The sequence below is a fragment of the Streptacidiphilus rugosus AM-16 genome (assembly GCF_000744655.1).
GTDB classification, from domain to species: Bacteria; Actinomycetota; Actinomycetes; order Streptomycetales; family Streptomycetaceae; genus Streptacidiphilus; species Streptacidiphilus rugosus.
Genome location: NZ_JQMJ01000003.1, coordinates 911,553 through 937,623 on the forward strand (window position 1 = coordinate 911,553; position 26,071 = coordinate 937,623).

A 26,071-nucleotide genomic window follows, 5' to 3' on the forward strand; every position below is an offset into this window, starting at 1 on the left:
GGGGCAGCCGAGGCGTCCCGTTCAGCGCCGGGTCAAGCGGCCCGCGAGCAGCACCAGGGCCTCGCGGTCGGTGCCGGGCCGATTGTCCGGCGTGGCCGCCAGCAGCAGGCGGACCACCTGGGGGAGCGTGAACCAGGTGTTCACCAGGGCCAGCACCGCGTACATCAGCCGGGCGGCGTCGACCTCGTCCGTCAGCACGCCGGCGCGCTGGGCCGAGGAGACGGCGGCGACCTTCTCCGCGTAGTGGGCCGCCCGCTCGCTCTCCGCCGCGACCCCCTCCGGCGCGCCGTCGGCGCACTGGAGCCCCTCCCAGGCGAGCAGGCGCAGGAAGTGGGGATGCGCCGAGTGGTAGTCGTACACGCGCCCGGCGTAGTCACCCAGGTCGGCGGCCTGCTCGACGGTCATCGGCACGGCGGCCGCCAGCTTGGCGAGCTCCGCCTCCAGCACGGACCCGAAGAGCTGCTCCTTGCTGCCGAAGTACTGGTAGATCCGCTCCTTGTTGACGCCCGCCCTGGTGGCGATCCGGGCGACGCGGGCCCCGTGCGGGCCGTGCTCGGCGAACTCCTCGACCGCGGCGTCGAGGAGGAGCTGCTTCGTGCGTGCGGTGTCCCAGGGCATGGAGCCAGCATAGCGCGACTCCAACCGTTCGGTTGGACATCGGGGCGCGGCTGTGCCAGACTCCAACCAAGCGGTTGGAGATGACTCCGGCCGACTGAAACGGGAGGAACCGTCGTGAGCACCGTTGTGATCACCGTCACCACCGCCGCGGCCACCAAGACCTCGACTGCCCAGGCCACCCCGACTGCCCAGGACGCGCCCGCCGTGCCGTCCGTGCACCGGCGCGCGCTGATCACCTGGCTGGCCGTCTACCCGACCATCACCACGGCGTTCTTCGTCCTGGGTCCGCACACCGCGCATCTGCCGATACCGCTGCGCACGCTGATCCTGACCGCGGTCGTCGTCCCTGTGGTCGTCTATCTGCTGGTGCCGCTCCTGCTCAAGGGCAACGCCAGGCTCGACGCCCGGTTCGGCGCGGCGCTCAGCGCGCGGCGTGCGCGCCGGAGCGGCGGCGCGTGAGCAGCGGCTCCAGCGCCCCGGTGCGCAGCCGCGCCACGACGGGCTGGGCGTAGCGGCCGAGCAGCCGGCTGACCAGGTAGGCCACCGGCAGCGCCAGCAGCGCCGCGCCCAGCACGTCGTGCGGGTAGTGGGCGCCGAGGTAGACCCGGGTGAAGCCCTCCAGCAGGGCGAAGAGCGCCGCGATCCCGGCGAGCCGCCGGTCCAGCAGCCACAGCGCGGCCACCGTCGCCGCCGCCGTGGTGGTGTGCCCGCTGGGGAAGGCGTAGTCGGTCCGCACCGGGCAGGCCTCGACGATGTACGCGTGCGGCATCGAGTAGCACGGCCGCACCTCCGCCACCAGCTTCTTCGCCACCTCGGCCACGGCGAAGGCGCCCACCACGGCCACTGGCGCGGCCAGTGCCAGGGTCATCGTGGCGGTGTCCCGGTGCCGGGCGCGCAGGAAGCCGATCACCATGAGCACCGCGAAGACCACCAGGCCAGCGTTGGTCCACAGGTGCAGCGGCGTGTTCAGCCACTTGGTGTCCTTGGCCAGGTCGGTGATCGTGGTGAACAGGCCGGCGTCGATACCGGAGCCGTCGAAGGCCAACTGCTGAAGCATGTGGGGTTCTCTCGTACGCGTGGGGTCGGCCGTGACAGACTCTGACTCGGGAATTTCTACAGGACCGTAGCAGGTGAAGGGAAGATGGCCGGGAGATGAACGAACGTCGGCAGATGGGCGCGCTGGAGGCGGAGGTGCTCGACCTGCTCCAGACCGCGGCCGAGGCGCTGACCCCCGGCCATGTGCTGGAACGCCTCGACGGCGGCCTCGCGTACAGCACGGTCGTCACCGTGCTGACCCGGATGCACGACAAGGGGCTGCTCAGCCGGGTCAAGCAGGGGCGTGCCTTCGCCTACCGCCCGGTCGCCGACCGCCATGGCCTGACCGCCCGCCGGATGCGGCAGGTCCTGGACGCCGATCCGGACCGGCACGCCGTCCTGGCCCGCTTCGTCGACGACCTGGGGGCCGGCGACGAGGAGATCCTGCGCCATCTGCTCGGGAGCGCGCTCCCGCCGCAGACGGACTGAGCGGGAGGGCGGCCGCACCGTGCACCTGCCTCTCGGGCTCGACTCGCTCCATCTCTTCTTCTACCTGCCGCTGGTCCTGCCGGGCCTGCTCGGCCTCGCCGCGCCCCGGCTGGCCGAGCGGCTGGAGCCCCGCGCCGCGACCTGGCTGCTGACCGGTTCCGCCTTCGTCCTGGCGGGCGGGAGCACGGTCGCGCTGGGCGTGCTGGTGCTGGCCGGGGTGATCCGGGTGCCGCTCGCCGCGTGGCTCGGCCACTGGTCGCCGACGGTGATCGCTCAGGGCGACCCGGTCTCCAGGATCGAGGCCGTCCTCGCCGCCCTGGTCCTGGTCGTGGTCTGCGCCGCCGCGCTGCGGCTGCTGTGGCGGCGGGTGCGCGCGCTGGTGGCGGCCGGTTTCGAGGCTGCCTGTCTGCCGGGGGCGGGGGAGTACGTGGTGGTGGACGACCCGACCCCGGAGGCCTACGCGCTGCCCGGTCGGCCGGGCCGGGTCGTCGTCTCCTCGGGGATGCTCGCCGCGCTGGACGAGGGCGAGCGCGAGGTGCTGGTCGCGCACGAGCGTGCTCATCTGCGCGGCCACCACTACGCCTTCGTCGCCTTCGCCCACCTGGCCGCCGCCGCCAACCCGCTGCTGCGACCGGTGGGCACCGCCGTCGCCTACACCGTCGAACGCTGGGCCGACGAGCGCGCGGCCGACAGCTGCGGCGACCGCCGGCGCACCGCGCGCGCGGTGGGCAAGGCCGCGTTGGCGGCCAAGCACGCGGCGACCGGTGCGGCGCCGCGCAACCCGGCCACCGCACTCGGGATCCTGGGGCTGCGCCGGGGTCCGCTGCACGGCGCGGGTCCCGTGCCGCGCCGGGTCGCGGCCCTGCTGGCGCCGCCGGTCCGGGTGCGCCGTGGGCTGCCCTGGGCGTTGCCGTTCGGCGTGCCGCTGCTGCCGTTCGCCGCCATGTGCGTCCTGCTCGCGGCGAGCGGCGTCTGCGCGTTCGCGGCGGCGCACGACATCCACCTGCTGATCGATCCGCGCGGCTGAGCTGCCGCGCCGCATGTGGTCCTCCCTGCGGCACGGCGTCTTCGGCCTGCGGTTGCGGCGGTTCCTGCCCTCTGACGTGGCCGAACCACGCCTTGACAGCTAAATTGGTCTAGGCCACGATGCGATTGGTCTGGACCAAGTGTGTCGCTTCCGTCGGAAGGTCAGATTGATGATGTCCCCTGCGCCGAAGCCGAACCGCACCGTCGCCCGACACGCGCACGCACTGCTCCAGCCGGGCTTCGAGGGGACCACCGCTCCCGACTGGCTGCTGCGTCGCATCGGCGACGGACTCGCCTCGGTCGTCCTCTTCGCCAGGAACATCGCCGGGCCCGAGCAGGTGGCCAGGCTGACCGCACAGCTCCGCGCCGAGAACCCGGAACTGATCGTCGCCATCGACGAGGAGGCCGGCGACGTCACCCGGCTCGAGTCGTGGACCGGCTCCACCCGGCCGGGCAACCTCGCCCTCGGCGCGGTGGACGACATCGAGCTGACCGAGTCGGTCGCCCGCGACATCGCCCGTGAGCTGCACGCCGCCGGCGTCACCCTCAACTACGCGCCCAGCGCCGACGTCAACTCCAACCCCCGGAACCCCGTGATCGGGGTCCGCTCCTTCGGCGCCAGCACCGACCTGGTCGCCCGCCACACCGCCGCCTGGATCCGCGGCCTGCAGGCGGGCGGCGTCGCCGCCTGCGCCAAGCACTTCCCCGGACACGGCGACACCGCCGTCGACTCCCACCACGGCCTGCCCAGCTACGGCGCCAGCCGCGAGGAGATCGCCGCCGCGGCGCTGCCGCCGTTCCGTGCCGCGCTGGAGGCGGGCGTCCGCGTGGTGATGTCCGGTCACCTGTTGGTCCCCGCCTACGACGCCGAGCACCCGGCCACCCTCAGCCGCGCCATCCTGCACGACCTGCTCCGCGGCGAGCTGGGCTTCGACGGCATGGTCGTCACCGACGCCATCGAGATGGGCGCGGTGCACGACCGCTACGGGCTGGACGGCGCCGCCGTCGGCGCCGTCCGGGCGGGCGCTGACGCGATCTGCGTCGGCGGCGAGCGCGCGGACGCGGGCGCGGTGGACGAGCTGGCCGCCGCCCTGGTCGCCGCGGTCGAGGCGGGCACGCTGAACGAGGAGCGCCTGGCCGAGGCCGCCGCCAGGGTCCAGGAGTTCGCCCGCTGGTCGACGGAGCGCGCCCGCGCCCTTCCCGCGCAGCGCATCCGCGGCGACATCGGCTTCGTGGCGGCGCGCAGGGCGGTCCACTTCACCGAGACCACCCCAGGGGCGCTGCCGCTGGCCGCGGCCCCGCACGTGGTCGAGTTCGTCCCCGACATGAACCTCGCCATCGGCAAGGAGACCCCGTGGGGCGTCGCCGCGCCGCTGCGCGAGCGCCTGCCCGGCACCACCTCGGTCCGGGTCCACCAGGACGAACTCGCGTCCCTCGAAGCCCCCTTGGACGCACTGGCCCTGGGCCCCTCGGCGGGTCGCCCGTTGGTGGTCGTGGTGCGGGACGTCTCCCGGCACGGCTGGATGGCCGACGCGCTGGCCCGACTGGTCGCCAGCCGCCCGGACGCGATCGTGATCGAGATGGGGCTCCCCACGGCGGCCTCGGCTGCGGGCGCGGCCTACATCACCACGCACGGCGCGACGACCGCATCCGGCGTGGCGGCGGCGGAGCTGTTGGTGGGAGCCCTCTGATGACGGGCTCCCACGGACTACTTACCCCGCTTGGGTGAAGTGCACGCGCACCATCGCCGACAGAACTCCGTGGACGTCGTCCAGGGTGCGCTCGGGCTGGAAGGTGAGCCAGTCCAGGGCGACCACCAGCACCATGCCGAAGACCGCCGCGGCCACCAGCCCGGTGTCCAGGTCCGGACGCAGCTCGCCCGCCGTCACCGCGTCGTCCAGCGCCGCTCGGACCACCGCCACCGCGTCCTCGCGCAGCAGCGTGAGCGTCTCCTGCCAGGCGCGGTTGGTCCGCCACAGCTCCGAGAGCAGCAGCCGGGCGAAGGCGCGGTACTGCTCGATGAAGGCCAGGCCCGCGCGGACCATGGCGTCCACCTGCTCGACCGGCTCGCCCGCGCGGGAGGCGGACGCCTCCCGCAGCGAGGCGGTGAGCAGGCCGACGCCGTGCCGCAGCAACTCCTCGAACAGGTCGTTCTTGTTCTTGAAGTTGTAGTAGACGGTGCCCTTGGCGACCCCGGCGCGCTCGGCGATCTCGTCCACCGTGGTCGCCGAGAAGCCCTGTTCGGCGATCAGCTGCTGCGCCGCGACGAACAGCTTCTGCCTGGTCTGCTCGCGGCGCCCGCCGCTGCCCGTGCTCATGCCGCCATCCTCCCGCACGGCCCGCTCCCGCACGTCAGAGCACCAGCTCGGGGTGGAGCGAGGCGACGGTCCAGACCCGACGCCGCCCGGCCGCCCAGGTGGTCAGCGCCAGCGAGGCGACCAGAAAGGCGCCCAGCACGCCCGCGCCCTGCCACACCACGGTCAGGTCCCCACCGCTGATCAGCCGCCGCAGCCCGCCGACCACCCAGGTCATCGGCAGGTACGGGTGGATCGCGCCGAAGAACCCTGGGCTGGTCTGCACCGGATAGGTGCCGCCCGCCGAGGTCAGCTGCAGCATCAGCAGGGCCAGGCCGATGACCCGGCCGCGGGTGCCGAACACGGCGTTGACGCACTGCAGCACCGCCGCGAAGCTCGCGGTCGTCAGCAGCAGGAACCCGATCGTCCCCGCCGTGCGGACCAGTTCCAGCCCGAGTGCGAAGTGCAGCACCGCCAGCAGCGCCGCCACCTGGGCGACCCCGATGGCCACCGCGGGCAGCCAGCCCGCCAGAGCCGCCCGCCAGGCGGGGATGTTGGCCGAGAGCAGCCGGGCGTTGAGCGGGCGCAGCAGCATGTAGGCGATCATCATGCCGACCCAGAGGGCGAGCGGGATGAAGTAGGACGACAGCCCGGTGCCGTAGTTGGCCGCCTTGTTGAGGGTGCCCAGGGCGAGCTGGACCGGGTCGCTCATCACGCCGGTCCGCTCCGCGCGATCCTGCGCGGAATAGTCGGGGATCCGGGCCGCGCCGTCGTGCAGCGAGCCGGCCAGCTGGTCCGCGCCGCCGCCGAGCTGGTAGAGCCCACCACTGAGCCGGTCCGCACCGCCGACGAGCGTGCCCAGGCCGGCATCGAGGCTCTGCGCGCCGGTGGCGAGCCGGGCGCTGCCGGAGGACAGCTGGGCGACCCCGGCGTCGAGCCGGTCGATCTTGGCCACTTGGGCGTCGACCTGGTCGGCGAGGTACGGGGCGTCCTTGGCCAGCCGGTCCGCGTAGCCGCGTACCGTGCCCGCGTCGGCGGCGAGTTGGGCCAGCCGTCCCCGGTCGGCCGCGACCGCGCCGTCGACGGAGGTGGCCGCCTGCACGGTCTGCCGCGCCGCCTGGACGGCGAGCCTGAGCGCGTCGCACTCTCCCGCGACCGGCGTGGCGGCGGGGTTCGCGCACTGTGCGGCCTGCACCTGGGAAAGCTGCTGCTCGGCGGCCTTCGCGTCGCGCACCGCCTGCGCGGTGGTCGCCGGCAGGTCGGTGGCGATCTGCTGCACCGCGCCCGCGGCGAGGGAGACCGCCTGCGCCGCCTGCCGGATGTCCCCGGCCCGGCTGCGCAGCGTCGGGGTGAGCGGGTCGGCCACGCTGTGCACCAGCCGGTCCAACTGCGCGGTGCCCGCGGCGGCCTGGGCCGCGCCCGCCTGCAGCCGGTTCAGCCCCTCGCTGAGCGACCGGCTGCCCGAGTGGGCCTGCCTGAGTCCGTCGGACAGCTGCTGCGCCCCGCTCTGCGCGCTGTGCGCACCGTCGGCGAGCTCTCCCGCGCCGCCCGCGGCCTTCAGGGTCTGGTCGTGCAGGTCGCCGAAGGAGACGTAGATCTGGTCGAGGTAGCCGCGCACGGTGCTGCTGGAGCTGGCGGCGCGGATCTCGGAGAAGGCGGTCCGCGCGATGATGCCGCTCAGATAGCTGTTGGAGTCGTTGCTGCGGGCCTGGAGCAGCCCGTCCTCGGGGTGGTCGCCGCTGCTGGAGGCGAGCTTGCCGGTGAAGTCGGCGGGGATGGTGAGCGTCATGTAGTAGTCGCCCTTGCGCAGCCCCTCGTCCGCGCGGGCGGGGCTCACCTCGTGCCAGTCGAAGGTGTGCCGGTCCAGCAGCTGGGTCGTCAGGTCGCGCCCCGCGTTCATCGGCTTCCCGTCGACCTGCGCGCCCCGGTCCAGGTCGACGACGGCGACCGGCAGTTTGTCGAAGTTGCCGTACGGGTCCCAGAACGACCAGATGTACAGCGCGCCGTAGAGCAGCGGCAGCAGGGCCACGGCGACGACGGCGGCACGCGGCAGCGAACCGCGCCGGAAGCGGCGCAGCTCCAGCGAGCCCAGCGACAGCGCGCGGAACGGCCGCCGCCGGGTGATCCTGTCACTCATTCTCGTCCCCGCCCTCGTCCGTCCGGTCCGCCCCGTCCGTCTCATCGCCCGATCCGCCCGCGCCGTCCGCGCCGTCCCGGCCGACTCCGGCGACGTTCCCGCGCGCCCCGTCGCGGTCCAGCGTGACCACCACGTCGGCGATCGCCGGCTCCTCACGGCCGGTGGCCACCACGGTCAGGCCCGCGTCCGCCAGCGCGCGCAGGGCCTGCCAGGCCGTGTCGCGGTCGGCCGCGTCGAGCCGGTCGCCCACGTCGTCGACGGCCAGCACCCGCGGCCCGCTCAGCAGCGCGGCCGCGGTCGCGGTGCGGAAGGACTGCAGCGCGGTCAACGTGTCCGCGCGCCGGGGGAGATCCGCGGCGTCGAGCCCGGTCGCGGCCAGGGCGGCCGCGACCCGCCGAGCTGCGCCGGGGCCGTGGGCACGCAGCAGCAGGCGCTCGGTCAGGTGCTCCTCGACGGTCAGCGCGCCGTCGAGATCGTTCACCCCCGCGACCGGTCCGAGCGCGACCCGCCGCCGCACCGCCCCCGCCCGGCGCGGCAGCGGCCGCCCGTCGACGGACGCCTGGCCCGCACTCGGTCGCATCCGTCCGGCCACGGTCAGCAGCAGACTGGTCCGCCCCGACCCGCTGTCGCCCACGAGGGCGACCAACTGCCCTGGCCCGGCCTCGAAACTGACGTCCTGGTAGACGACGCCGCGCGGTCCGCGCAAGGTCAGCCCCTCCGCGACGACGGTGGCGCCCTGGTAGTCGCCCATCCCTCGTCCCCTCCCCATGTCACCTTTTTTGAACTGACTGGTCAGTACAAAAAAGGTAGCACGCTGCGCCGGGGGTCGCGGAACCCCGCAGGTCGGAGGCCGCGCCCGGGGCAGGCGGGCTCAGGCAGGCTCAGGCAGGGCGGGCGAGGCCGGCGTCGTAGGCGATGATGACGGCGTGGACGCGGTCGCGCGCGCCGATCTTGGCCAGAACCCGACTGACGTGCGTCTTCACGGTCGACTCCGACAGCACCAGATGCGCGGCGATCTCACTGTTCGTCAGCCCCTGCCCGATGTCCACCAGTACCTCGCGCTCACGCTGCGACAGCGCGGCGAGGCGGGGGTCCGTCTCCGGTTCGCGGGGCGCGCCGCCCTGGGCGGCGAACGCCTCCAGCAGCCTTCGCGTCATCGCGGGCGCGACCACCGCGTCCCCGCCGGCCACCGCGCGGATGCCGGCCAGCAGTTCCTCCGGCCGCGCGTCCTTGAGCAGGAAGCCGCTGGCGCCCGCCCGCAGCGCGCCGTAGGCGTACTCGTCCAGGTCGAAGGTGGTCAGCACCAGCACTCGGGAACGGTCACCCGCCGCGACGATCCTGCGGGTGGCCTCGATGCCGTCCATCCCGGGCATCCTGATGTCCATCAGCACCACGTCGGGCCGCAGTTCGGCAGCCTGCCGCACGGCCTCGGCGCCGTGTGCGGCCTCGCCGACGACGGTGGTCTCCGGGCTGCTCTCCAGCAGCATCCGGAAGCCCATCCGCTGCAGCGGCTGGTCGTCGACGATCAGCACGGTGGTCACTGCTGCCGCTCCTCAGAGTCGCCCCCGGTGGTGTCGAGGTGGTGCCGCGCGAGTCCCCGTGGTCCGAGCGTAGCCGTGAAGGGCAGCACCGCGCGGACCGACCAGCCGCCGCCCGGACGCGGCCCGGCCGAGGCGCTGCCGCCGGCCAGTGCGGCGCGCTCGCGGATGCCGATCAGCCCGTGACCCGCGGGCCGGCCGGTGGGCGGCAGGTCGCTGGACTCCCGCCCCTCCCGGTCCGGCCCGCTGTCGTCCACGGACACCCTGACCTCGCCCGCGCGGGCGTCCGCGGCCACCGAGACGTGCACGTCGGTGCGCGGGCCCGCGTGCTTGAGGCAGTTGGTCAGCGCCTCCTGGACGATCCGGTAGACCGCCAGCTGCAGGCCGGCCGGCAGCGCGGCCGTGTCGCCCGAACTGGTCCAGGTGACGGTCGGCCCGGCCGCCCTGATCCGCTCGCACAGCGCGCCCAGATCGGCGGCGCCCGGCTGCGGGTGCAGCTCAGGGGGTGTCGCCGTCTCGCCCTCTTCGTCCGGCAGTTCGGCGCGCAGCGCGCCGAGGGTACGCCGCAGCTCGCCCAGCGACTCACGGCCCGCCGCCGCGATGATCCGCAGCACCTCGGGGCCACGCTCGGGTCGCAGCTCGGCCTGGGCGGCGCCGCCGTCGGCCAGCCCGATGATGATCGCCAGACTGTGCCCGACGATGTCGTGCAGCTCGCGCGAGACCCTCGCCCGCTCGGTCGCCGCCGCGAGCTGCTCGCGCTGCTCCCGCTCGACCTCCAGCGTCGCCGCCCGGTCGGCGAGCGCCGCCAGCTGTGCCTGCCGGATCCGTCCGGCCAGCCCCAGCGCGGCCGCGGCCACCGCCGCGCAGCTGACGAAGAAGAGACCCGCCCACGGCTGCCGCGACAGTGGCTGGACCCGCCAGGCGAGCACCGCGCAGCACGGCAGCACGCCCGCGGCGATCCACGGCAGCCGCTTCGGCGGCAGGTACCTGGCCGCGCCGTACAGGGCGATCATCAGGCTGATGTCACTGCGCGCCGCCACCCCGAACGCCCACTGCACCGCGCACACGGCCAGCACCACCCAGACGACCAGCCACGGCCGCCTGCGCCGCCACACCAGCGGCAGCGCCTGCGCGGCGGCGGTCAGCGGGATCACCCACACCGCGACCGCGCGCTGCCCGAACAGCTCGTGATGCTCACCGCCGCCCCTGAAAAGGTCGGCGAGGCCCACCAGCAGCACGAACAGCGCGATGCAGGAGTCGAGCACCTGCGGGTGCGCGCGGTCGAACGCGCGCACCCGCAGCCAGCCCCGGGCGACCGGATGGTCCCAGAGGGGATCGGTGCTGATGTCCATCGGTGCGAACTACCTGTCCGGCCTTCCGGCCGCTCAGCTGTCGGAACGGACCAAACGGTACGCCGCCCCGGCCACCGCGACGGCGACCCACGCGGCGAACACCCACAGGCCCGTGCCGGGGCTGAGCGCGCCGGAGTAGGTGTGCAGCTTGAAGATCTGCTGGCCCGCCTCGCCCGGCAGGTACGGGGTGATGTTGGTGTTCCAGCTGCTGGGCAGGATGTCCAGCACGATCGGGAACAGCATCAGCGTGCCGATCAGCAGCGAGATGCCGCCCGCCACCGAGCGGACCAGCATGCCCAGGGCCGCACCGAAGACGGTGACCAGCGCGAGGTAGAGACCCGCGCCGAACAGGCAGCGCAGCACGCCGCTCGCGTCGAGCGACAGCGCGGCCGGCTTGCCGGACAGGAAGCCCATACCGCCCAGGAAGGACGCGAACGCGCCGACCGTCGCGACGACGATCACGGCGCCGAAGGCGACCAGCAGCTTCGACCAGAGCACCGGGAGGCGCTTGGGCACCGCGGTGAGCGTCGAGCGGATCATGCCGGTCGTGTACTCGCCGGCGGTGAGCAGCACGCCGAGCACGCCGAGCGCCAGCTGGGCCAGCTCGCTGCTGCGCAGCGCGATGGTGACCGCGTCCTTGGCGTCCGCGCCGGGCCCGTGCAGGTCGGCCGGGTTGTAGCGGTACGCCGACATGACCCCGATGCCGACCAGGAGCAGCAGGGAGATCCCGAGCGTGATCCAGGTCGAGCGCAGCGAGAGGAACTTGGACCACTCCGCGCGCAGGACGCGCGGGAAGGTCACCTTGTAGGCCGGCCTGGCCTCGGTCCGCGCCTCGGCGGGTGCCGTCAGGGTCGCGCTCATGCGGCCACACTCCCGTTGCTCCGGTACTCGACGGTGTCCCCGGTCAGCGCCATGAACGCCTCCTCGAGGGAGACCGCCTGGGGGGTCAGCTCGTAGACGGCGACGGCGGCGTCCGCCGCGCGCTGTCCGATCTCGCGGGCCGTCAGGCCGTTGACGATCAGCGTCTCCGAGCCGGCCTCGCCGGTGACGGTGACGTCCGGGCCGAGCAGCAGCTCGCGCAGGCGCGCGGAGTCGGCGGAGACGACCTTGACGCTGTCGCCGCCCGACTGCTCGATGAAGTCGGCGACGGTGGTGTCGGCGAGCAGCCTGCCCCGGCCGACGATGATCAGGTCGGTGGCGGTCAGCGCCATCTCGCTCATCAGGTGCGAGGAGACGAAGACGGTCCTGCCCTCGGCCGCGAGGCCGGTGAGCAGGTTGCGGATCCACAGGACACCCTCGGGGTCGAGACCGTTGACCGGCTCGTCCAGCATGATCGTCTGCGGGTCGCCGAGCAGCGCGGCGGCGATGCCGAGACGCTGACCCATGCCGAGCGAGAACGCGCCCGCCCGCTTCTTGGCGACCTTGCCGAGCCCGGCGAGGTCGATGACCTCGTCCACCCGGCGGCGCGGGATGCCGTGCGTCAGCGCGAGCGACAGCAGGTGGTGGTAGGCCGAACGGCCGGGGTGGATGGACTTCGCCTCCAGCAGCGCGCCGACCTCCTGGAGCGGCGCGGCGTGCTGGGCGTAGCGCTTGCCGTTGACGGTCACGCTGCCGCTGGTGGGCGCGTCCAGCCCGAGAATCATGCGCATGGTGGTGGACTTCCCGGCCCCGTTCGGGCCGAGGAAGCCGGTGACCACGCCGGGCTTGACGGTGAAGTTCAGACCGTCGACGGCGGTCTTGTCGCCGTAGCGCTTGATCAGATGCTGGATCTCGATCACGGGATCGGTTCCTCCGGGGTCCTGGGCGGGGAGCCCGGACGGTTCCGGAATCCCTGCTCACCACGCTAGGGAGGGCACGGGCCCCGACCCCCGGCACGACGGGACCGTTCCGAAGGGGTGGGTGGTACCGCGGTACCACCCACCCCTCAGCCCCGAGACGTACCTCTGAGCTGTGAGCGCAGCTGCCGCAGGCGCCGCAGCAGATCGGCCCGCGAGGGGCCCTGCCCGGCGGGCGGCACGGGAGGAAAGACGGGCGGCGCGGGCCGCCGACGCGGCGGCTCCGACGCGGCTGGGGGAGGGGGAGCGGAGGGTTCTTCCTTGGATAACGCCGGGTGGCGCGAGACGGACATGCGCGGGAGGCTAGCAGTCCGGTCTGACACAACATCAAACGTGTTGCATCCAGAGCCGTGTTGCACTATCCGGGCGCGCGGGAAGCCACCCGCAGGCGGCTGGTCCTCACCGAACGGGGCCATCCGCATGGAGGTGGCTTCTCGCGCACGCGGTGAATCGAGCAGAGCCTCGCGGCCCTTTACCGGGCTACAGCAGCTCTTCGAGGTAGTTCGGCCGGTCCACCGGAAGCGCGCCCTCGGGGCGGTAGCGTTCGGTGCTCGCCTCCCAGGCGAAGTAGCCGCGCATCCAGTCGCCCATGGCGTCCGTGTAACGGGCCACCGCTGCGGTCTCGTTGACGCTCAGCCCCAGCGCGACGCAGATCTCCGGCAGCTCCTCGGCCAGCCGGAAGAACTCGTCCACCATCCACTGCGCCTCCGCGCGCACCAGCGCGAAGGCCTCCGCCAGCGAGCACTGCCGCTCGTGCTGCACGATCACCGACAGGTTGTAGACGTCGCCGCGCGGCACCTCCTTCGGGTAGGAGTACACGTCGTTGTTGACCGCGGGCGCGTCACCGGCGAGCCGGCGCATCAGGGTGAGCTGCGGGTTGTGGAAGGCCGACGCCGGCACCTCGCCGAGGCCGTGCCCGCTCAGGAAGCGTTCCGCCAGGTCCAGCACGGTGTCGACGCCCGACGCGCCGCGGCGCAGCACCAGATAGGCCGCCCTGCTGGGGTAGTCCTCGGCGTGATGGGTGGCCCGGCCCAGCGCCTCGCTCGGGTGGGCCGAGAAGTAGCCCTCCCAGTGGTAGGCGGCCCTTGCCCGCCAGCGGGCCGACATGCCCTGGCTGCCCCGCCGCCACAGGTCGGCGAAGGCCGACTCGACCGGGGAGGGGCGCTCCGGCGGCCGGCCGGTGTGCAGGATGGTGATCAGGGGCGCGCAGACCCGGGCCACCTCGGCGGGGTCCAGGCCGAGATCACCGTCGAACTGGTCGTCGAAGAGGAAGTAGAAGGAGCACTGGTCGACCGCGAGGTTGAGGTCGGCCAGGCCGGCCTCGGGGAAGCTCGTCGCGGCCAGCTGGGCGATCGCCCAGCGGTCGTAGTGGCGTTGCGCGCTCGCGTCGCGCAGCATGCCGTGCGCGCGCAGCCAGTCGAGGTTGTGGGCGGCGGCCGCGTCGCGCAGCGGGTTCACCCGCACGCGGCCGGGGACGACTATGGGGTCGCCTGTGTACCGTGCGTTCACGAGGCTCGTCCTCCTCTGCCTTGATGCGGCAGTGCCTTGATACGGCAGTGCCTTGATGCAGCAGTGCCCTGGCGCAGCTCCGCCCTGGTGCGGCGATGCCCAGGTGATGCGGGCTCGTGGTCCCCCCCAGCGAGCCGAACTCTGTGAACCGCGACCCTCGCGATCGAGGACCGACGCTACCTGAACCGATCATTCCTGATGAGAGATCAGTCGGCCATATGCTCAATTATCAACGAGAGTTGGCGAAAGTGGTCGGTCTCGCTCCCTGTGCGCCCCCGCAACGCTCCCACCTGCGCCCCCGCCCGCATCGGCCCCCGGCGCGGAACAGCGATCCCCGCCGCGGCCGATCCGCCCGGATCCGCCGATGGGCCCCCGCACCCCGTCTGCGCTGGCTAATCTCGAAACGGAGAAGCGAAGAACCGGCAGGAGCGGAGCGAGCCGTGGACGAGCGTCAGCTCTACGAGCGCGAGGAATCGATCGGGTTGGGCGAGCGCGCTCTGCGCCGGCTGCGCGCGGACGCGGCAGCGGGCGACACCAGCCCCGGCGGGCTGCTGCTCTACCGGGGGCGCGCGGGCATCGGCAAGACCAGCCTGATCAACCGGCTGCGCAACGCCGCCAACTCCGACCCCGACGGCCAACTGCTCCTCTACGCCCGCGCCGGTGAGCAGCAGTCGGGCGCGGCCTTCCACGTCGCGCGGCAGCTGCTGCAGCCGGCCTTGGCCAAGATGTCCGATACCGAGCGTCGTGAACTCTTCATCGGCTGGTACGACATAGCCGCGCCCGCCCTCGGACTGGTCCCGCCGGACCCGACCCGGCAGGCCGACCCGCTCGGTGTCCAGGAGGCGCTGAGCCTGGTCGTCACCCAGCTCTCCGTCAACCGTGGCCCGGTCGTGCTCGTCGTCGACGACCTGCACTGGGCCGACCAGGAGTCGCTGGCCTGGCTGACCGGCTACCTGGGTCAGATCTCCCCGCTCCCGCTGCTCGCCGCGCTCTCCTACCGCGCCGAGTCGCTGCCGGAGTCCGTCGAGGCGGGCCTGCGGCACGAGGTCCGCGAACTGGGTGGGCGCGGCCAGGTGATCGAACTGGCCAAGCTCAGCCCCGCCGCCGTCGACGCCATGGTCCGCTCGCGGCTCGGCGAGGACGCCGACGACATGTTCTGCCGCACCTGCTGGTCGATCACCGACGGGAACCCCCTCGCGGTCAGCAGCCTGATCGAGCGTCTGGTCGAGCAGAAGATCGAGGCGATCGACGAGAACAGCGAGCAACTGCGCAGTCTCGTCGCGCTCAGCAGCGGCCAGGAGATCGGCCGCCGCCTGGAGCGCTTCGGCACGGACGTGCAGCGGACGGCGTTCGCCGCCGCGGTCCTCGACACGCCCTTCGACCTGGAGCTGATCTCCCGGGTCGCCGGGCTGCCGCTGAACCAGGCCGAGACCGCCGTCGACAAGCTCATCGGCGACCAGATCTTCACCAGGAACGGCCGCGAGTTCACCTTCACCCACCCGACCATCGCCACCGCCGTGTACCAGTCGATCAAGTTCCCGGCGATGCGGACCAGCATCCACAGCAAGGCCGCCGACGAGGTGCTCGCCTCCGGCAAGGGCGGCATGGCCGCCGCCTCGCGCCACCTGATCCAGCTGCACCCCGAGGACAACCAGCTCGTCGTCGAGCAGCTGCGGCAGGCCGCCCACGAGCACCTGGCGATGGGCGCGCCCGAGGCCGCCAGGCGCTGCCTGGAGCGTGCGCTGCAGGAGCCGCCGGGCGAGGACGACATCGCCGACATCCGCTTCGAACTGGCCGGCGCCGCGCTGCTGATCGACCCGGACTGCACCGTCAACCAGCTCAGGCTGGCCCTCGCCGAGGTGCCGGGGCTCGACCCGGTGCGCAGGGAGACGGCCACGATGCGCCTGGGCCAGGCGCTCACCCACACCAACCGGGTGCAGGAAGCCGTCGAGGTGACCGGGGCCGAGATCGAGCGGATGGCAGAGGGGCCGGGGCGGACCAGGCTGCAGGCCGGCTCCTTCATGTGGCGGATGCTGCTGCGCAACGAGGTGGGCGGCAGGGAGACCTCCCGCCAGCTGGAGCTGCTGGCGGCGCAGCACCGTCTCGGCAGGGACCCCGAGTCCCGCGCGGTCCAGGTGCTGCGCGCCTGGGACCTGACCATGCGCGGAGAGAACTCCGTGGAGGCGCTCGCGCTGGCCGACCGCGGCCTGGAGGCGGGCCTCCCCGCGGAGGGCCTCGGCTGGACCAACAAGACCTGGGGCTTCGAGATCCCGGTCATGCTCGGCGTCACCTACATCTACAACGACCGCCTCGACCGCGCCCGCGACCTCTTCGCCGACGCGGCCCGCGAGTTCGAGCTGATGGGCTGGAGCGGCGGCCACCTGGGCTTCGCCGTCTACCTCCAGGCACTGGTGCTGTTCCGGATGGGCAAGCTGGTCGACGCCGAGAAGTACCTCAGGCCGACGCTGCGCAAGTCCGACCGGCTGGGCAAGGGCTCGCCGCTGCAGTGGGACCTGGTCGCGGTGCTGTGCGACACCCTGCTGGCCCAGGGCCGGACCAAGGATGCGGTCAGGCTCGCCGAGGACTACGACTTCCGCCCCGGCCTCTACCCGCCCGCCGCGGTGCTGCCCGACGCGCCCGCGCTCCACGGCCGGCTGCTGCTGGCCCAGGGCCGCAAGAAGGAGGCGGCGACCGCGCTGGAGCAGGCCGGCGAGGAGCTGGACGCGCGCGGCTGGCAGAACACGGTCTGGTCGCCCTGGCTCAGCCACCTCGCCCTCGCGGTGGCGGACACCGACCCGGGGCGGGCCCGTTCGCTGGCCGCCGAGGCCTACAAGCGCGCCACCCGGGCCGGCACGAACTCCGGGGAGGGCATGGCCCTGCGCTACTGCGCCCGCGTCGCGGAGCCCGGCAAGGAGCTCGGTCTGCTGCGCGACGCGGTCGACGCGCTGGGGCAGTCGCCCGCGGCGTACCAGTACGCGATGGCGCTGGTCGACTACGGCGCCGCGCTCCGCCGCGACGGTCGGCTCCGCGAGGCGGTGGGCGTGCTGGAGCAGGGCCTCGACATCGCCCGCGACTGCGGCGCGACCGGCCTGGCCGACCGCGCCCGCCGCGAGCTGCAGGCCGCCGGCGTCAACCCGCACCGCCTCCGTCCGCTGCCCTCCCGCGATCTCACCAACCACCAGCTGCTCGCCGCGCAGCTGACGGCCGAGGGCCGGGACCTCAACGCCGTGGCCGAGTCGCTCTCGGTCACCCCGCTGCGGGTCTCCGAGCTGCTGGCCGCGGTCTACCGCACGCTGGGCACCAACCCGCAGGGCCTCGCGGAGACCCTGCGGAACGACCCCGGTCTGCAGGGTGGCGAGCCGGCGGGTCCGGAATAGGGTGGTTGCGATCCCCGTTGTGGTGCACAGGCCGCGAACGACGCAGCCGGAAGGCAGGTAGCAGGTCATGGCCACCGTCGAGCTGACCAAGGACAACTTCAACGAGGTCGTGGAGAAGAACGACTTCGTACTGATCGACTTCTGGGCGTCCTGGTGCGGCCCGTGCCGGATGTTCGCGCCTGTCTACGACAAGGCCTCCGAGCAGCATGACGACCTGGTCTTCGCCAAGGTCGACACCGAGGCCCAGCAGGAGCTGGCCGCGGCCTTCGACATCCGCTCGATCCCGACCCTGATGGTCATCCGCGACCGCACGGTCATCTTCGCCCAGCCCGGCGCGCTGCCCGCGCCGGCACTGGAGGAAGTGATCAAGCAGTCCCGCGCGGTAGACATGGACGAGGTCCGCGCGAAGGTCGCCGAGCAGCAGGAGGGCTGACACAGGTCAGTCGCACTCGCCCAGCCGCACTCCCTCAGGGGCGCGAGGACTGCTTGATCAGGCAGTTCCTCGCGCCCCTGAGACGTTGCCGCTAACCCCGTGCCGACCAGTTCCGCTGCGGCCGGTACTCCACCAGCGTCAGGGCCAGTTCCACGTGCCGGTCTATCAGCGCGTCCAGGGAGAGCTGCCCGTCCGCGCGGTACCACTGGGAGACCGCGTTGCACATCGCGATGACCCCGCGACGGGCCTCGTCGGGGAACGGGGTGTGGAAGTCGCCGGAGGCGACGCCCGCGTCGATCGGGTCGCGGAAGTAGTTCGTCGCCTCCGCCTGCCGACGGCTGTAGCGCTCCAGCCGGTCGGGGTCCAGGCTCCGCTCCTCCAGCAGCAGGATGTTGCTGCGCATCGCGTGTTCGCCGCGGAAGCGCGTCGTCGCTGCGACCACCGCGCTGAGCCGGTCGGACGGCGAGTCGCCCACGCGTCCCAGCTCCTCCGCGACCGCGGCCGTGTACCGGTCCATGCCCTCGTCCAGCAGCGCGTGCAGCAGTTCCTGCTTGCCGGAGTAGTAGTGGTACATCGCCGAAAGGCTCATGCCCGCCCGCGCGGCGATGTTCCGGATCGAGGCGCTGCCGAACCCCCGCTCGGCGAACTCCTGCCGGGCGGCTTCGAGCAGCGCGGTCTGGCCGGCAGGGCGCATCAAGCCTGTCCTTCTCTGGTCGAGTCGCACGCGTCGAGTCGAACTGAGCGATCGTTCGGCGATTCTACGCAGAATTCCCGCCGCAGCCCTACTGGACAGCGTCGGGATTCGACTCTAACTTAACGATCGTTCGTGAAGGTTGGAGGAGGCAACTGATGACGATCGCCACGCCGCCCAGCGCCGATCCGGCCGAGATCTACCGGGAGGGCCTCGCCCACGGCGAGCTGCGCTACCAGCGCTGCCAGTGGTGCTCCACCCGCTTCGCGAGCGTCAGCCTGCTCTGCGCCACCTGCGGCGGCTCCGACTTCGTCTGGGAGCTCAGCAGCGGACAGGGGAAGATCCACGCCCTCCCTCGCGCCGCCCTCGCGCCGGACCGGCAGGAGTGCACCGCCGTCGTCGAGCTGGACGAGGGCTTCCGGATGCGCGCCCAGCTCGCGCCGACCCCCGCGCACCGGATCTGGCAGGGCGCCCCCGTGCGGCTCGAGGTCGCCGAGACCTGCGACGGTTCGCTGCGCCCCGTCTTCCGTCCGGTGGCCGCCTGACCCCCGCCGATCGGCTGGTTGAAGACCCGACCTGCGATCTGCAACCCTCTGCACGCTGACTACGTCCTTCGAGACGCGCCACAGCAGCACCGGGCCTGCACTCACCGCGCTCGGCCACACCGAGCCCGTGACGGATCGAGGGATCGTCATGTCCGCACGTCGTGCCACTTCGCTACTCGCCACCGCGCTCCTGGCCGCGTGCGTCGCGACCGGAGTCGCCACGCCGGCCTTCGCCAAGTCCTCGATCTCCCTGCGCGTCGCCGCGTCGCACGTCGCCCTCGGGCGCCAGATCCACCTCACCGCGACCGGCACGTCCGACGACCTCGGCGGGGTGCCGATGCGGCTCTGCGTGGAGGAGCGGGTGGGGCGCGGCGCCTGGTTCCTGGCGGGCTGCGGCCGTGAGGGCGCCCTGTCGCTGTCGGTCCGGGCGGGGCACGCCGGCGTCGTCACCTTCCGCGCCGAACTCCTCGGCGTGGGAAGCCACGGCCACGTCGTCGTGGACCGGGTGAGCGGGCCGGTCACCGTGCGCGTGCGCTGAGCCGTCCCGCCCGCATCGGGAGTTCCCCTTCCTGCAGCCGCACCCCCATTCCGGGGCGGTCTTGAACCGCTAGTAAGGTATGCCTAAGCTAACCGGCGAGCGCAGTGCTCGCTCGGTCGGCTGCTGCCGCCGTACTGGTCGAACCGGGTGTCCGGGGAGGGGTCCTTCTGATGTGGGACGACGCGTTTCCCAGCTTCTTGATCGGATTGCGTGAGGGGCTGGAGGCCGGACTGGTCGTCTCCATCCTCGTCGCGACCCTCGTGCGCGCAGGGGAGAAGGCCCGTCTGCCCCAGGTCTGGACGGGCGTCCTCGCCGCGCTGGGACTCTCCCTCAGCTTCGGCGCCGTGCTCACCTTCACCTCGGCCAACCTGTCGGCCAAGGCGCAGGAGGCCTTCGGCGGCTGCCTGAGCATCATCGCGGTGGCCTTCGTGACCGCGATGGTCTTCTGGATGCGCAGGAACGCCCGCACCCTCTCCGGCGAGATCAAGGAGAAGGTGACCGCGGCCCTGGCCATGGGCGCGGGCATGCTGGTGGTCACCAGCTTCCTCGCGGTCGGCCGCGAGGGTCTGGAGACGGCGCTCTTCATCTGGACCACCGCCCAGACGGCGGGCGAGAGCACCGGCCCGATGGTCGGTGCGGCGATCGGCCTGGTCCTGGCGACGGCGCTGTGCTGGGGCCTGTACCGCAGGGTCCTGAAGATCAACCTGACGAAGTTCTTCACCTACACCGGCGCCGGCCTGGTGATCATAGCGGCGGGCGTCCTCGCCTACGGCCTGCGCGACCTCCAGGAAGGCGGCGTCCTGCCCGGCGCGGGCAGCTTCGCCGTCGACCTCGGCGGCAGCGTCGACGCGAACTCCTGGTACGCGACCCTGGTCCAGGGCGTCCTCAACCTCACCACGCAGATGACCTGGCTCCAGGTCGTGGCCTACGTGGTCTACCTGGCCGTGGTGATGACGCTCTTCCTGCGCGGCACCCGCGTCGCCGCCCCGAAGCCCGCCGCCCCGAAGCCCGTCGCCGCGCCCGCGCCGGCGCAGTCCGCCGAGTCGGCCGACGCCGGGGCCGACGCCCTCGCTTCGGCCCCTGCTTCCGCTGCCGCCAGGCGCAGGTGGGTCGTTCCCGTCGCGGTCGTGGCCGTCCCCGCCGTCGTCGCCGGGGCCGTGATCGCCGGATCGAGCGGCAAGCAGGCCGCCGCCGCGACCGTCTCCGTCTCGCCGACCGAGTGCGGCAAGGGCTTCACCGCCCCCCGGCCCGGCCAGCAGACCTTCCAGATGCGCAACACCGGCGGGCAGACCTCCGAGGTCTACCTGATCAACCCGGCCACCAACGCCGTCTACGGCGAGATCGAGGGCCTGGCCCCGGGCACCACCCGGGCGCTGGTCGCGACCCTCGGCGCGGGCCAGTACGCCTGGCGCTGCGTGCCGACCGGCGGCAAGGCGGTCACCTCCGCCGCCGTCACCGTCTCCGGCGGAGCCGCCGTCCAGGCCGTGCTGCCGGTCTCCGAGGACGATCTGGCCGGTCCGCTCGGCCAGTACAAGGCGTACGTCGACGTCGGTCTGGCCACCCTGCAGACGGAGACCGCCAAGCTCGCCGCGGACCTGCACGCGGGCGACCTCGCCACGGCCAAGAAGGACTGGCTGACCGCCCACGTCCAGTACTCCTCGCTCGGCGCGGCCTACGGCACCTTCCAGGACTTCGACCAGGCCATCAACGGCCGCGCCGACGGCCTGCCCAAGGGCGTCGACGACCCCGACTTCCACGGCTTCCACCGCCTGGAGTACGGCCTCTGGCACGGCCAGACCCCCGAGGCCCTGGCCCCCGTCGCAGACAAGCTCGCCGCCGACGTCACCGGCCTGCGCAAGGCCTTCCCGACGCAGGACTTCGACCCGACGGACCTGCCGCTGCGCACCCACGAGATCCTGGAGAACACCCTCCAGTTCGAGCTCACCGGGGACACCGACGAGGGCAGCGGCACCAACCTCGCCACCGCCCAGGCGAACCTGGCCGGCACCCAGGAGCTGCTCGGCCTGCTCCGCCCGCTGATCTCCGCCCGCAGCCCGCAGCTGATCGCCACCGTCGACGCCGACATCGCCCGCTTCGGCGGCCTGCTCAAGCAGTCCCAGCCGAGCGGCGGCGCCTGGACGCCCGTCAGTCAGCTCGACCCGACCCTTCGGAGCGCCCTCAACGGCGCTCTCGGCCAGCTCCTCGAAGACCTCGCCCCCATTCCCGACCTGCTCGAGATCCGGAAGTCCGCCTGAGATGACCGACAACCAGACCCCTGCCGGCTCCTGCCCCTTCGGCTTCGGCTCCAGCAGCTCGACCCCGGGCGCCTCCCGTCGCTCCTTCGTCAAGACCGCGCTCGGCGCCGGCGCGGCCGGTGCCGCGCTCGCGGGCGGCGGGCTCGCGCTGACCGGTGCGACCGCGTCGCCCGCCGTCGCCGACAGCAAGAACGGCGCGACGGACATCAGCGCCGGCGCGGTCGACTTCCAGGGCGCGCACCAGGCCGGGATCACCACCCCGGCCCCGGCCTTCGCCGCCTTCCTGTCGATGAACGTCATCGCCGAGAACCGGGCCGGCCTGGAGCAGCTCTTCCGCACCCTCACCGACCGGATCCGCTTCCTGACCGCCGGCGGGACCCCGCCCGACCTCGGCGTGGGCGCGCCGCCGTCCGACAACGGCATCCTCGGCCCGGTCGTCCCCGCCGACGACCTGACCGTGACCGTCGGCGTCGGGGCCTCGCTCTTCGACGGCCGCTACGGGCTGGCCAAGCAGCGCCCCGCCAAGCTGGGCCCGATGCGGACCTTCCCCAACGACAACCTCGACCCGGCCGAGTGCCACGGCGACCTCAGCCTGCAGATCTGTGCGGCCCGCCAGGACACCGTGCTGCACGCGATGCGCGACATCGCCAAGCACACCCGCGGCCTGATGCAGGTCAAGTGGCGCATCGACGGCTTCCAGAGCGCGCCGCGCCCCACCGGCGCGCAGCGCAACCTGCTCGGGTTCAAGGACGGCATCGCCAACCCGGACACCGGTTCCGGCCGCGAGATGGACAAGCTGGTCTGGGTCCGGCCCGGCGCGGGCGAGCCCGCGTGGGCGGTCGGAGGCAGCTACCAGGTGATCCGGATCATCCGGATGCTGGTGGAGTTCTGGGACCGCGTCTCGCTCACCGAGCAGGAGAAGATGTTCGGCCGCCGCAAGGACACCGGCGCCCCGCTCGACGGCGCCAACGAGACGGACATCCCCGACTACGCCAAGGACCCCCAGGGCGACGCGATCCCGCTGGACGCCCACATCCGGCTGGCCAACCCGCGCACCGCGAAGACCGACGACAGCCGCATCCTGCGCCGGGGCTTCAACTACGACCGCGGCCTGGACGCGGTCGGCAACCTCGACATGGGCCTGGCCTTCTGCTGCTACCAGCAGGACGTGGTCCGGCAGTTCGAGGCGACGCAGACCCGGCTGATCGACGAGCCGCTGGTCGACTACATCTCGCCCACCGGCGGCGGCTACTTCTTCGCGCTGCCCGGCGTGAAGGACGCCTCCGACTGGCTCGGCCGCGGCCTGCTCTCCGCCTGAGCCTCTGCTCCTCCGCCTCTGCGGTCCCCTGCGTTCCTGGGCCCCCTGCGTTCCTGGGCTCCGGGGGGAGGTATACCCGCTTTCGTCCTATAAGCGACGTAAGCGGGTATGCGTCACCTCTGCCGATCGGGCAAGGTAGGGGGCGGAGACGTGAGGGGAGCAGTAGGTGCCCGAGGGCAGACAGCCAGCACAGCCCGACAAGCCGTCGGACCAGCGGGAGGAACCGTCGGGGAAGTCGGCGGAGGCGGCGGAGGGGGCGGCGGAGGAGGCGGAAGCGGCGGTCGGGCCGGACGAGGAGCTCACGGTCACACCGGGACTCCTCGGCCACGCCGAGCCGGTCGGCACCACGCCCGCGTCACTGGAGGCCGCCCCTGTCGAGCCCGAGGAGGAGGGGAAGCCAGACAGCGACTGGGCCCACTTCGGCTACACCCCCACCTCCGGCATCCCGGTCGTCTCGCTCCGCAAGGGCGCGCCCGGCCCCGCCCCCTGGCCGGACCGGATGCGGACCCTGCTGCGCACCCCCATGTCCGAGCGCCCCGCCTTCGAGCGCACCGAGACGGAGGACCGCCCCGCCGAGGTTCCCGCCCCGAAGATCGCCCGGGTGCTCGACCTCTCCCTGCGCATCGGCGAACTGCTGCTCGCCAGCGGGGAGGCCGCCGAGGACGTCGAGGCGGCCATGCTCGGCGTCTCGCACGCCCTCGGCCTGGACCGCTGCGAGCCGCAGGTCACCTTCACCCTGATCTCGATCACCTACCAGCCCTCGCTGACCGAGCCCCCGATCACCTCGGCCAGGGTCGTGCGCCGCCGGGGCTCCGACTACACCCGGCTGGCGGCCGTGTACCGGCTGGTCGCGGACATCACCGGCGAGCAGGCCGGCGTCGAGGAGGCGTACCGCCGCCTCGCCGAGATCCGGCGCAACCGGCACCCCTACCCGACCTGGCTGCTCTCCCTGGCGACCGGCTGCCTGGCCGGCGCGGCGACGCTGCTCGTCGGCGGAAAGGCGGACGGCCAGGCCTGGCTCGTGCTGCTCTGCGCGTTCGTCGCCTCGGTGGTCGGCGACCGGCTGGCCTGGCTGATCTCGACGCGCGGACTGCCGGAGTTCTACCAGTTCGTCGTCGCGGCCATGCCGGCCGCCGCGCTCGGCGTCACCCTCACCCTGGTCGGCACCGGGCTGCGCGGCTCCGTCGTGATCACCGGCGGCCTGTACGCGCTGCTCCCGGGCCGCGCGCTGGTCGCCGCCGTCGCCGACGGCCTCACCGGCTTCTACATCACCGCCGCCGCCCGCCTGCTCGAAGTGCTCTACCTCGTCGTCGGCATCGTGCTCGGGGTCAGCCTGGTGCTCTACGTCGGCGTCAGCTTCGGCGCGAAGCTCCACCCGGAGCAGACCTTCGCGCAGCAGGAGGCCCCGCTGGTGCAACTGCCGGCCGCCATGGCGCTGACGCTCTTCTTCGCCGTACTGCTGCAGTCCCCGCGCCGGGTGCTGTTGATCGTCACCCTGCTCGGCGGCATCGGGTGGACCGTCTTCGGCGTGCTGCGCACGGCGGGCGTCTCGGCCATCGTGGCCACGGCGGGCGCGGCCATGATCATCGGCCTCTTCGGCCAGATGGCCTCGCGCTACCGGTACGCGTCCTACCTGCCCTACGTCACGGCGGCGCTCGGCCCGCTGCTGCCGGGGTCGGTGATCTACGTCGGTCTGCTCTCCTTCACCCAGAACGAGCCGATCTCCGGCCTGCTCTCGGTCATCCGGGCGGCGGCGCTGGCCCTCGCGCTGGCCGTCGGCGTCAATCTGGGCGGGGAGATGGCCCGCCTGTTCCTGAAGATCCCCCAGGGCGACGCCCCGAACTTCGTCCGCCGCGCGGCGAAGCGCACCCGGGGCTTCTGAGATGACGGGGCTTCTGAGATGACGGGGCTATCGAGATGACGGGCCGCTGAGATGTGGGGCGACCTTCCCGACTACTACACCCAGCACATCCAGGACCCCGGCAAGCAGCCGCTCTTCCTGCTGCTGGTCGGCTTCATCAGCTCCTTCCTCTTCATCCGCTTCAGCGTGCGGATGATCCGCCGCGGGGTGAAGTGGTGGCCGGGCAACGTCACCCCCGGCGGGCTGCACATCCACCACGTGGTCTTCGGGGTCTTCTTCCTGCTGGTCGCGGGGTTCGTGGTGTTCGCGACGGACGGCTCGCACCCGTGGATCGACGCCGCCGGACTGCTCTTCGGCATGGGCTGTGGGCTGGTGCTCGACGAGTTCGCCCTGCTCCTGCACCTGGAGGACGTCTACTGGAGCGAGCAGGGCCGCAAGTCCGTCGACGCGGTGATCATCGGAATCCTCTTCACCGGACTGCTGCTCGTGGGCTATCTGCCGCTCGGGGTGACCCCGGACGCACCCGTGCGCTGGGGCCTGATCGGGATCATCTGCACGAACGCCTGCTTCACCGTGGTCGCCCTGCTCAAGGGCAAGTTCTGGAGCGGCATGCTCGGAATCATGGTGCCGGGCCTGTCCTGGATCGCCGCCATCCGGCTGGCCCGCCCGCGCAGCCCCTGGGCCCGCTGGCGCTACACGCACCGCCCCCGCAAGTTCGCCCGCGCGCGCCGCCGCGAGGCCCGCTGGCACCGCCGCGCCGACCAGGCGCGGCTGTGGTTCTTCGACCTGATCGCGGGCAAGCCCACCCCACCAGGGGTCGAGCCCTCGCGCGCCCACCTCTTCGCGGAGCGCTGGGCCCACCGCGTGACGGCCCGCCTGGAGCACGCCGCCTACGCCCCGCTAGACCAGGCCAGGGTCCGCCGCCTCGCCCGCCTGAACCGCCTGGCCGCCAAGCACGGCACGCCCCTCTCCCTCTCCTCCTCCCGGTCCGGCTCCGCGGCCGCCCGCGGCGTGGCCTCCGCCGAGTCCGCCCGCCGCCGCGCCGCCGCCCGCCGCCGCCGCGCGGTGGCCGCCGGCCGCCTCAAGCGGCGCTGAGCCACGGGAACCACGTGAGCCGCTGGAGGTCGTGGAGGCTACGGAGTCCAGGGCGTCCCGCGGCCTGTGCCGTGCGTCACCGGAACGGACGGACCGTCACCCGAGTGGCCCGCACATCGGGCATG

Annotated in this window: 23 protein-coding genes; 12 read left to right on the forward strand and 11 right to left on the reverse strand. The window is 72.9% G+C overall.

Annotation, left to right across the window (positions count from 1 at the left end; translation table 11 throughout):
- Positions 1 to 21 precede the first annotated feature (21 nt).
- Positions 22 to 618 (reverse strand): TetR family transcriptional regulator, encoded by a 597-nt coding sequence (locus BS83_RS07575; RefSeq protein ID WP_037602104.1) that lies wholly within the window; start codon positions 616 to 618, stop codon positions 22 to 24.
- 114 nt (positions 619 to 732) lie between these two features.
- Between BS83_RS07575 and BS83_RS46315 the strand changes: the two genes are divergently transcribed.
- A complete protein-coding gene (locus BS83_RS46315; RefSeq protein ID WP_063774114.1) occupies positions 733 to 1,077 on the forward strand; it encodes a hypothetical protein in 345 nt (114 codons plus the stop codon).
- On the opposite strand, the gene BS83_RS07585 is transcribed toward BS83_RS46315, so the two are convergent.
- The gene (locus BS83_RS07585) at positions 1,040 to 1,675 is read right to left on the reverse strand and encodes a phosphatase PAP2 family protein (protein ID WP_037602106.1); all 636 of its coding nucleotides are present in this window, start codon (positions 1,673 to 1,675) and stop codon (positions 1,040 to 1,042) included. The genes BS83_RS46315 and BS83_RS07585 overlap by 38 nt on opposite strands.
- Before the next feature lie 95 nt (positions 1,676 to 1,770).
- Here BS83_RS07585 and BS83_RS07590 point away from each other — a divergent pair, with 95 nt between their 5' ends.
- The 3 genes from BS83_RS07590 to BS83_RS07600 all read left to right on the forward strand — a co-directional run bounded on the left by BS83_RS07590 (position 1,771) and on the right by BS83_RS07600 (position 4,859).
- Positions 1,771 to 2,142 (forward strand): BlaI/MecI/CopY family transcriptional regulator, encoded by a 372-nt coding sequence (locus BS83_RS07590; RefSeq protein WP_037602107.1) that lies wholly within the window; start codon positions 1,771 to 1,773, stop codon positions 2,140 to 2,142.
- A gap of 19 nt (positions 2,143 to 2,161) precedes the next feature.
- Positions 2,162 to 3,169: a M56 family metallopeptidase gene (locus BS83_RS07595; RefSeq protein ID WP_051942754.1), complete on the forward strand. Its 1,008-nt coding sequence runs from the start codon at positions 2,162 to 2,164 to the stop codon at positions 3,167 to 3,169.
- A 169-nt stretch (positions 3,170 to 3,338) separates the two neighbouring features.
- Complete coding sequence (locus BS83_RS07600) at positions 3,339 to 4,859, forward strand: glycoside hydrolase family 3 protein (protein ID WP_232248124.1); 1,521 nt, start codon at positions 3,339 to 3,341, stop codon at positions 4,857 to 4,859.
- Between the two features lie 21 nt (positions 4,860 to 4,880).
- On the opposite strand, the gene BS83_RS07605 is transcribed toward BS83_RS07600, so the two are convergent.
- The 8 genes from BS83_RS07605 to BS83_RS07645 all read right to left on the reverse strand — a co-directional run bounded on the left by BS83_RS07605 (position 4,881) and on the right by BS83_RS07645 (position 13,833).
- Entirely contained in the window at positions 4,881 to 5,486 is a 606-nt protein-coding gene (locus BS83_RS07605; RefSeq protein WP_037602109.1) for a TetR/AcrR family transcriptional regulator, read from the reverse strand.
- A 34-nt stretch (positions 5,487 to 5,520) separates the two neighbouring features.
- Positions 5,521 to 7,599 carry a YhgE/Pip domain-containing protein gene (locus tag BS83_RS07610; RefSeq protein WP_037602111.1) on the reverse strand — a complete coding sequence of 693 codons (2,079 nt, stop codon included), beginning with the start codon at positions 7,597 to 7,599 and terminating at the stop codon, positions 5,521 to 5,523.
- A complete protein-coding gene (locus BS83_RS07615; protein WP_063774115.1) occupies positions 7,592 to 8,350 on the reverse strand; it encodes an ABC transporter ATP-binding protein in 759 nt (252 codons plus the stop codon). The genes BS83_RS07610 and BS83_RS07615 overlap by 8 nt, the downstream gene beginning before the upstream one ends.
- 130 nt (positions 8,351 to 8,480) lie before the next feature.
- On the reverse strand, positions 8,481 to 9,140 hold the full coding sequence (locus BS83_RS07620) for a response regulator (protein WP_037602113.1): 660 nt from the start codon (positions 9,138 to 9,140) through the stop codon (positions 8,481 to 8,483).
- Positions 9,137 to 10,489, reverse strand: a complete 1,353-nt coding sequence (locus BS83_RS07625) for a sensor histidine kinase (protein ID WP_063774116.1) — start codon at positions 10,487 to 10,489, stop codon at positions 9,137 to 9,139. The genes BS83_RS07620 and BS83_RS07625 overlap by 4 nt, the downstream gene beginning before the upstream one ends.
- 33 nt (positions 10,490 to 10,522) lie before the next feature.
- Positions 10,523 to 11,350 (reverse strand): ABC transporter permease, encoded by an 828-nt coding sequence (locus BS83_RS45205; RefSeq protein ID WP_037602115.1) that lies wholly within the window; start codon positions 11,348 to 11,350, stop codon positions 10,523 to 10,525.
- Positions 11,347 to 12,267, reverse strand: a complete 921-nt coding sequence (locus BS83_RS45210; protein ID WP_037602117.1) for an ATP-binding cassette domain-containing protein — start codon at positions 12,265 to 12,267, stop codon at positions 11,347 to 11,349. The genes BS83_RS45205 and BS83_RS45210 overlap by 4 nt, the downstream gene beginning before the upstream one ends.
- Before the next feature lie 537 nt (positions 12,268 to 12,804).
- Complete coding sequence (locus tag BS83_RS07645; protein ID WP_051942755.1) at positions 12,805 to 13,833, reverse strand: terpene synthase family protein; 1,029 nt, start codon at positions 13,831 to 13,833, stop codon at positions 12,805 to 12,807.
- A 440-nt stretch (positions 13,834 to 14,273) separates the two neighbouring features.
- On the opposite strand from BS83_RS07645, the gene BS83_RS07650 reads away from it, so the two are divergent.
- Complete coding sequence (locus tag BS83_RS07650; protein ID WP_051942756.1) at positions 14,274 to 17,210, forward strand: ATP-binding protein; 2,937 nt, start codon at positions 14,274 to 14,276, stop codon at positions 17,208 to 17,210.
- Between the two features lie 67 nt (positions 17,211 to 17,277).
- The gene (gene trxA / locus BS83_RS07655; protein WP_037602121.1) at positions 17,278 to 17,643 is read left to right on the forward strand and encodes a thioredoxin; all 366 of its coding nucleotides are present in this window, start codon (positions 17,278 to 17,280) and stop codon (positions 17,641 to 17,643) included.
- 91 nt (positions 17,644 to 17,734) lie between these two features.
- Here trxA and BS83_RS07660 read toward each other — a convergent pair whose 3' ends face one another.
- Positions 17,735 to 18,337: a TetR/AcrR family transcriptional regulator gene (locus BS83_RS07660; protein ID WP_037602123.1), complete on the reverse strand. Its 603-nt coding sequence runs from the start codon at positions 18,335 to 18,337 to the stop codon at positions 17,735 to 17,737.
- Between the two features lie 155 nt (positions 18,338 to 18,492).
- Between BS83_RS07660 and BS83_RS07665 the strand changes: the two genes are divergently transcribed.
- From BS83_RS07665 to BS83_RS48240, 6 genes are all read left to right on the forward strand, one after another.
- Positions 18,493 to 18,879, forward strand: coding sequence for a Zn-ribbon domain-containing OB-fold protein (locus tag BS83_RS07665; protein ID WP_037602125.1), 387 nt, complete (start codon positions 18,493 to 18,495; stop codon positions 18,877 to 18,879).
- Positions 18,880 to 19,027: 148 nt separating this feature from the next.
- Positions 19,028 to 19,417, forward strand: coding sequence for a hypothetical protein (locus tag BS83_RS07670; RefSeq protein WP_037602127.1), 390 nt, complete (start codon positions 19,028 to 19,030; stop codon positions 19,415 to 19,417).
- Positions 19,418 to 19,587: 170 nt separating this feature from the next.
- Positions 19,588 to 21,672 carry an iron uptake transporter permease EfeU gene (gene efeU, locus BS83_RS07675; protein WP_037602128.1) on the forward strand — a complete coding sequence of 695 codons (2,085 nt, stop codon included), beginning with the start codon at positions 19,588 to 19,590 and terminating at the stop codon, positions 21,670 to 21,672.
- Between the two features lies 1 nt (position 21,673).
- Complete coding sequence (gene efeB / locus BS83_RS07680; protein ID WP_051942757.1) at positions 21,674 to 22,990, forward strand: iron uptake transporter deferrochelatase/peroxidase subunit; 1,317 nt, start codon at positions 21,674 to 21,676, stop codon at positions 22,988 to 22,990.
- Positions 22,991 to 23,156: 166 nt separating this feature from the next.
- Positions 23,157 to 24,872 (forward strand): threonine/serine exporter family protein, encoded by a 1,716-nt coding sequence (locus BS83_RS07685; RefSeq protein WP_051942758.1) that lies wholly within the window; start codon positions 23,157 to 23,159, stop codon positions 24,870 to 24,872.
- 51 nt (positions 24,873 to 24,923) lie between these two features.
- Positions 24,924 to 25,946, forward strand: a complete 1,023-nt coding sequence (locus tag BS83_RS48240) for a hypothetical protein (protein ID WP_051942759.1) — start codon at positions 24,924 to 24,926, stop codon at positions 25,944 to 25,946.
- The last annotated feature ends 125 nt before the right edge of the window (positions 25,947 to 26,071 follow it).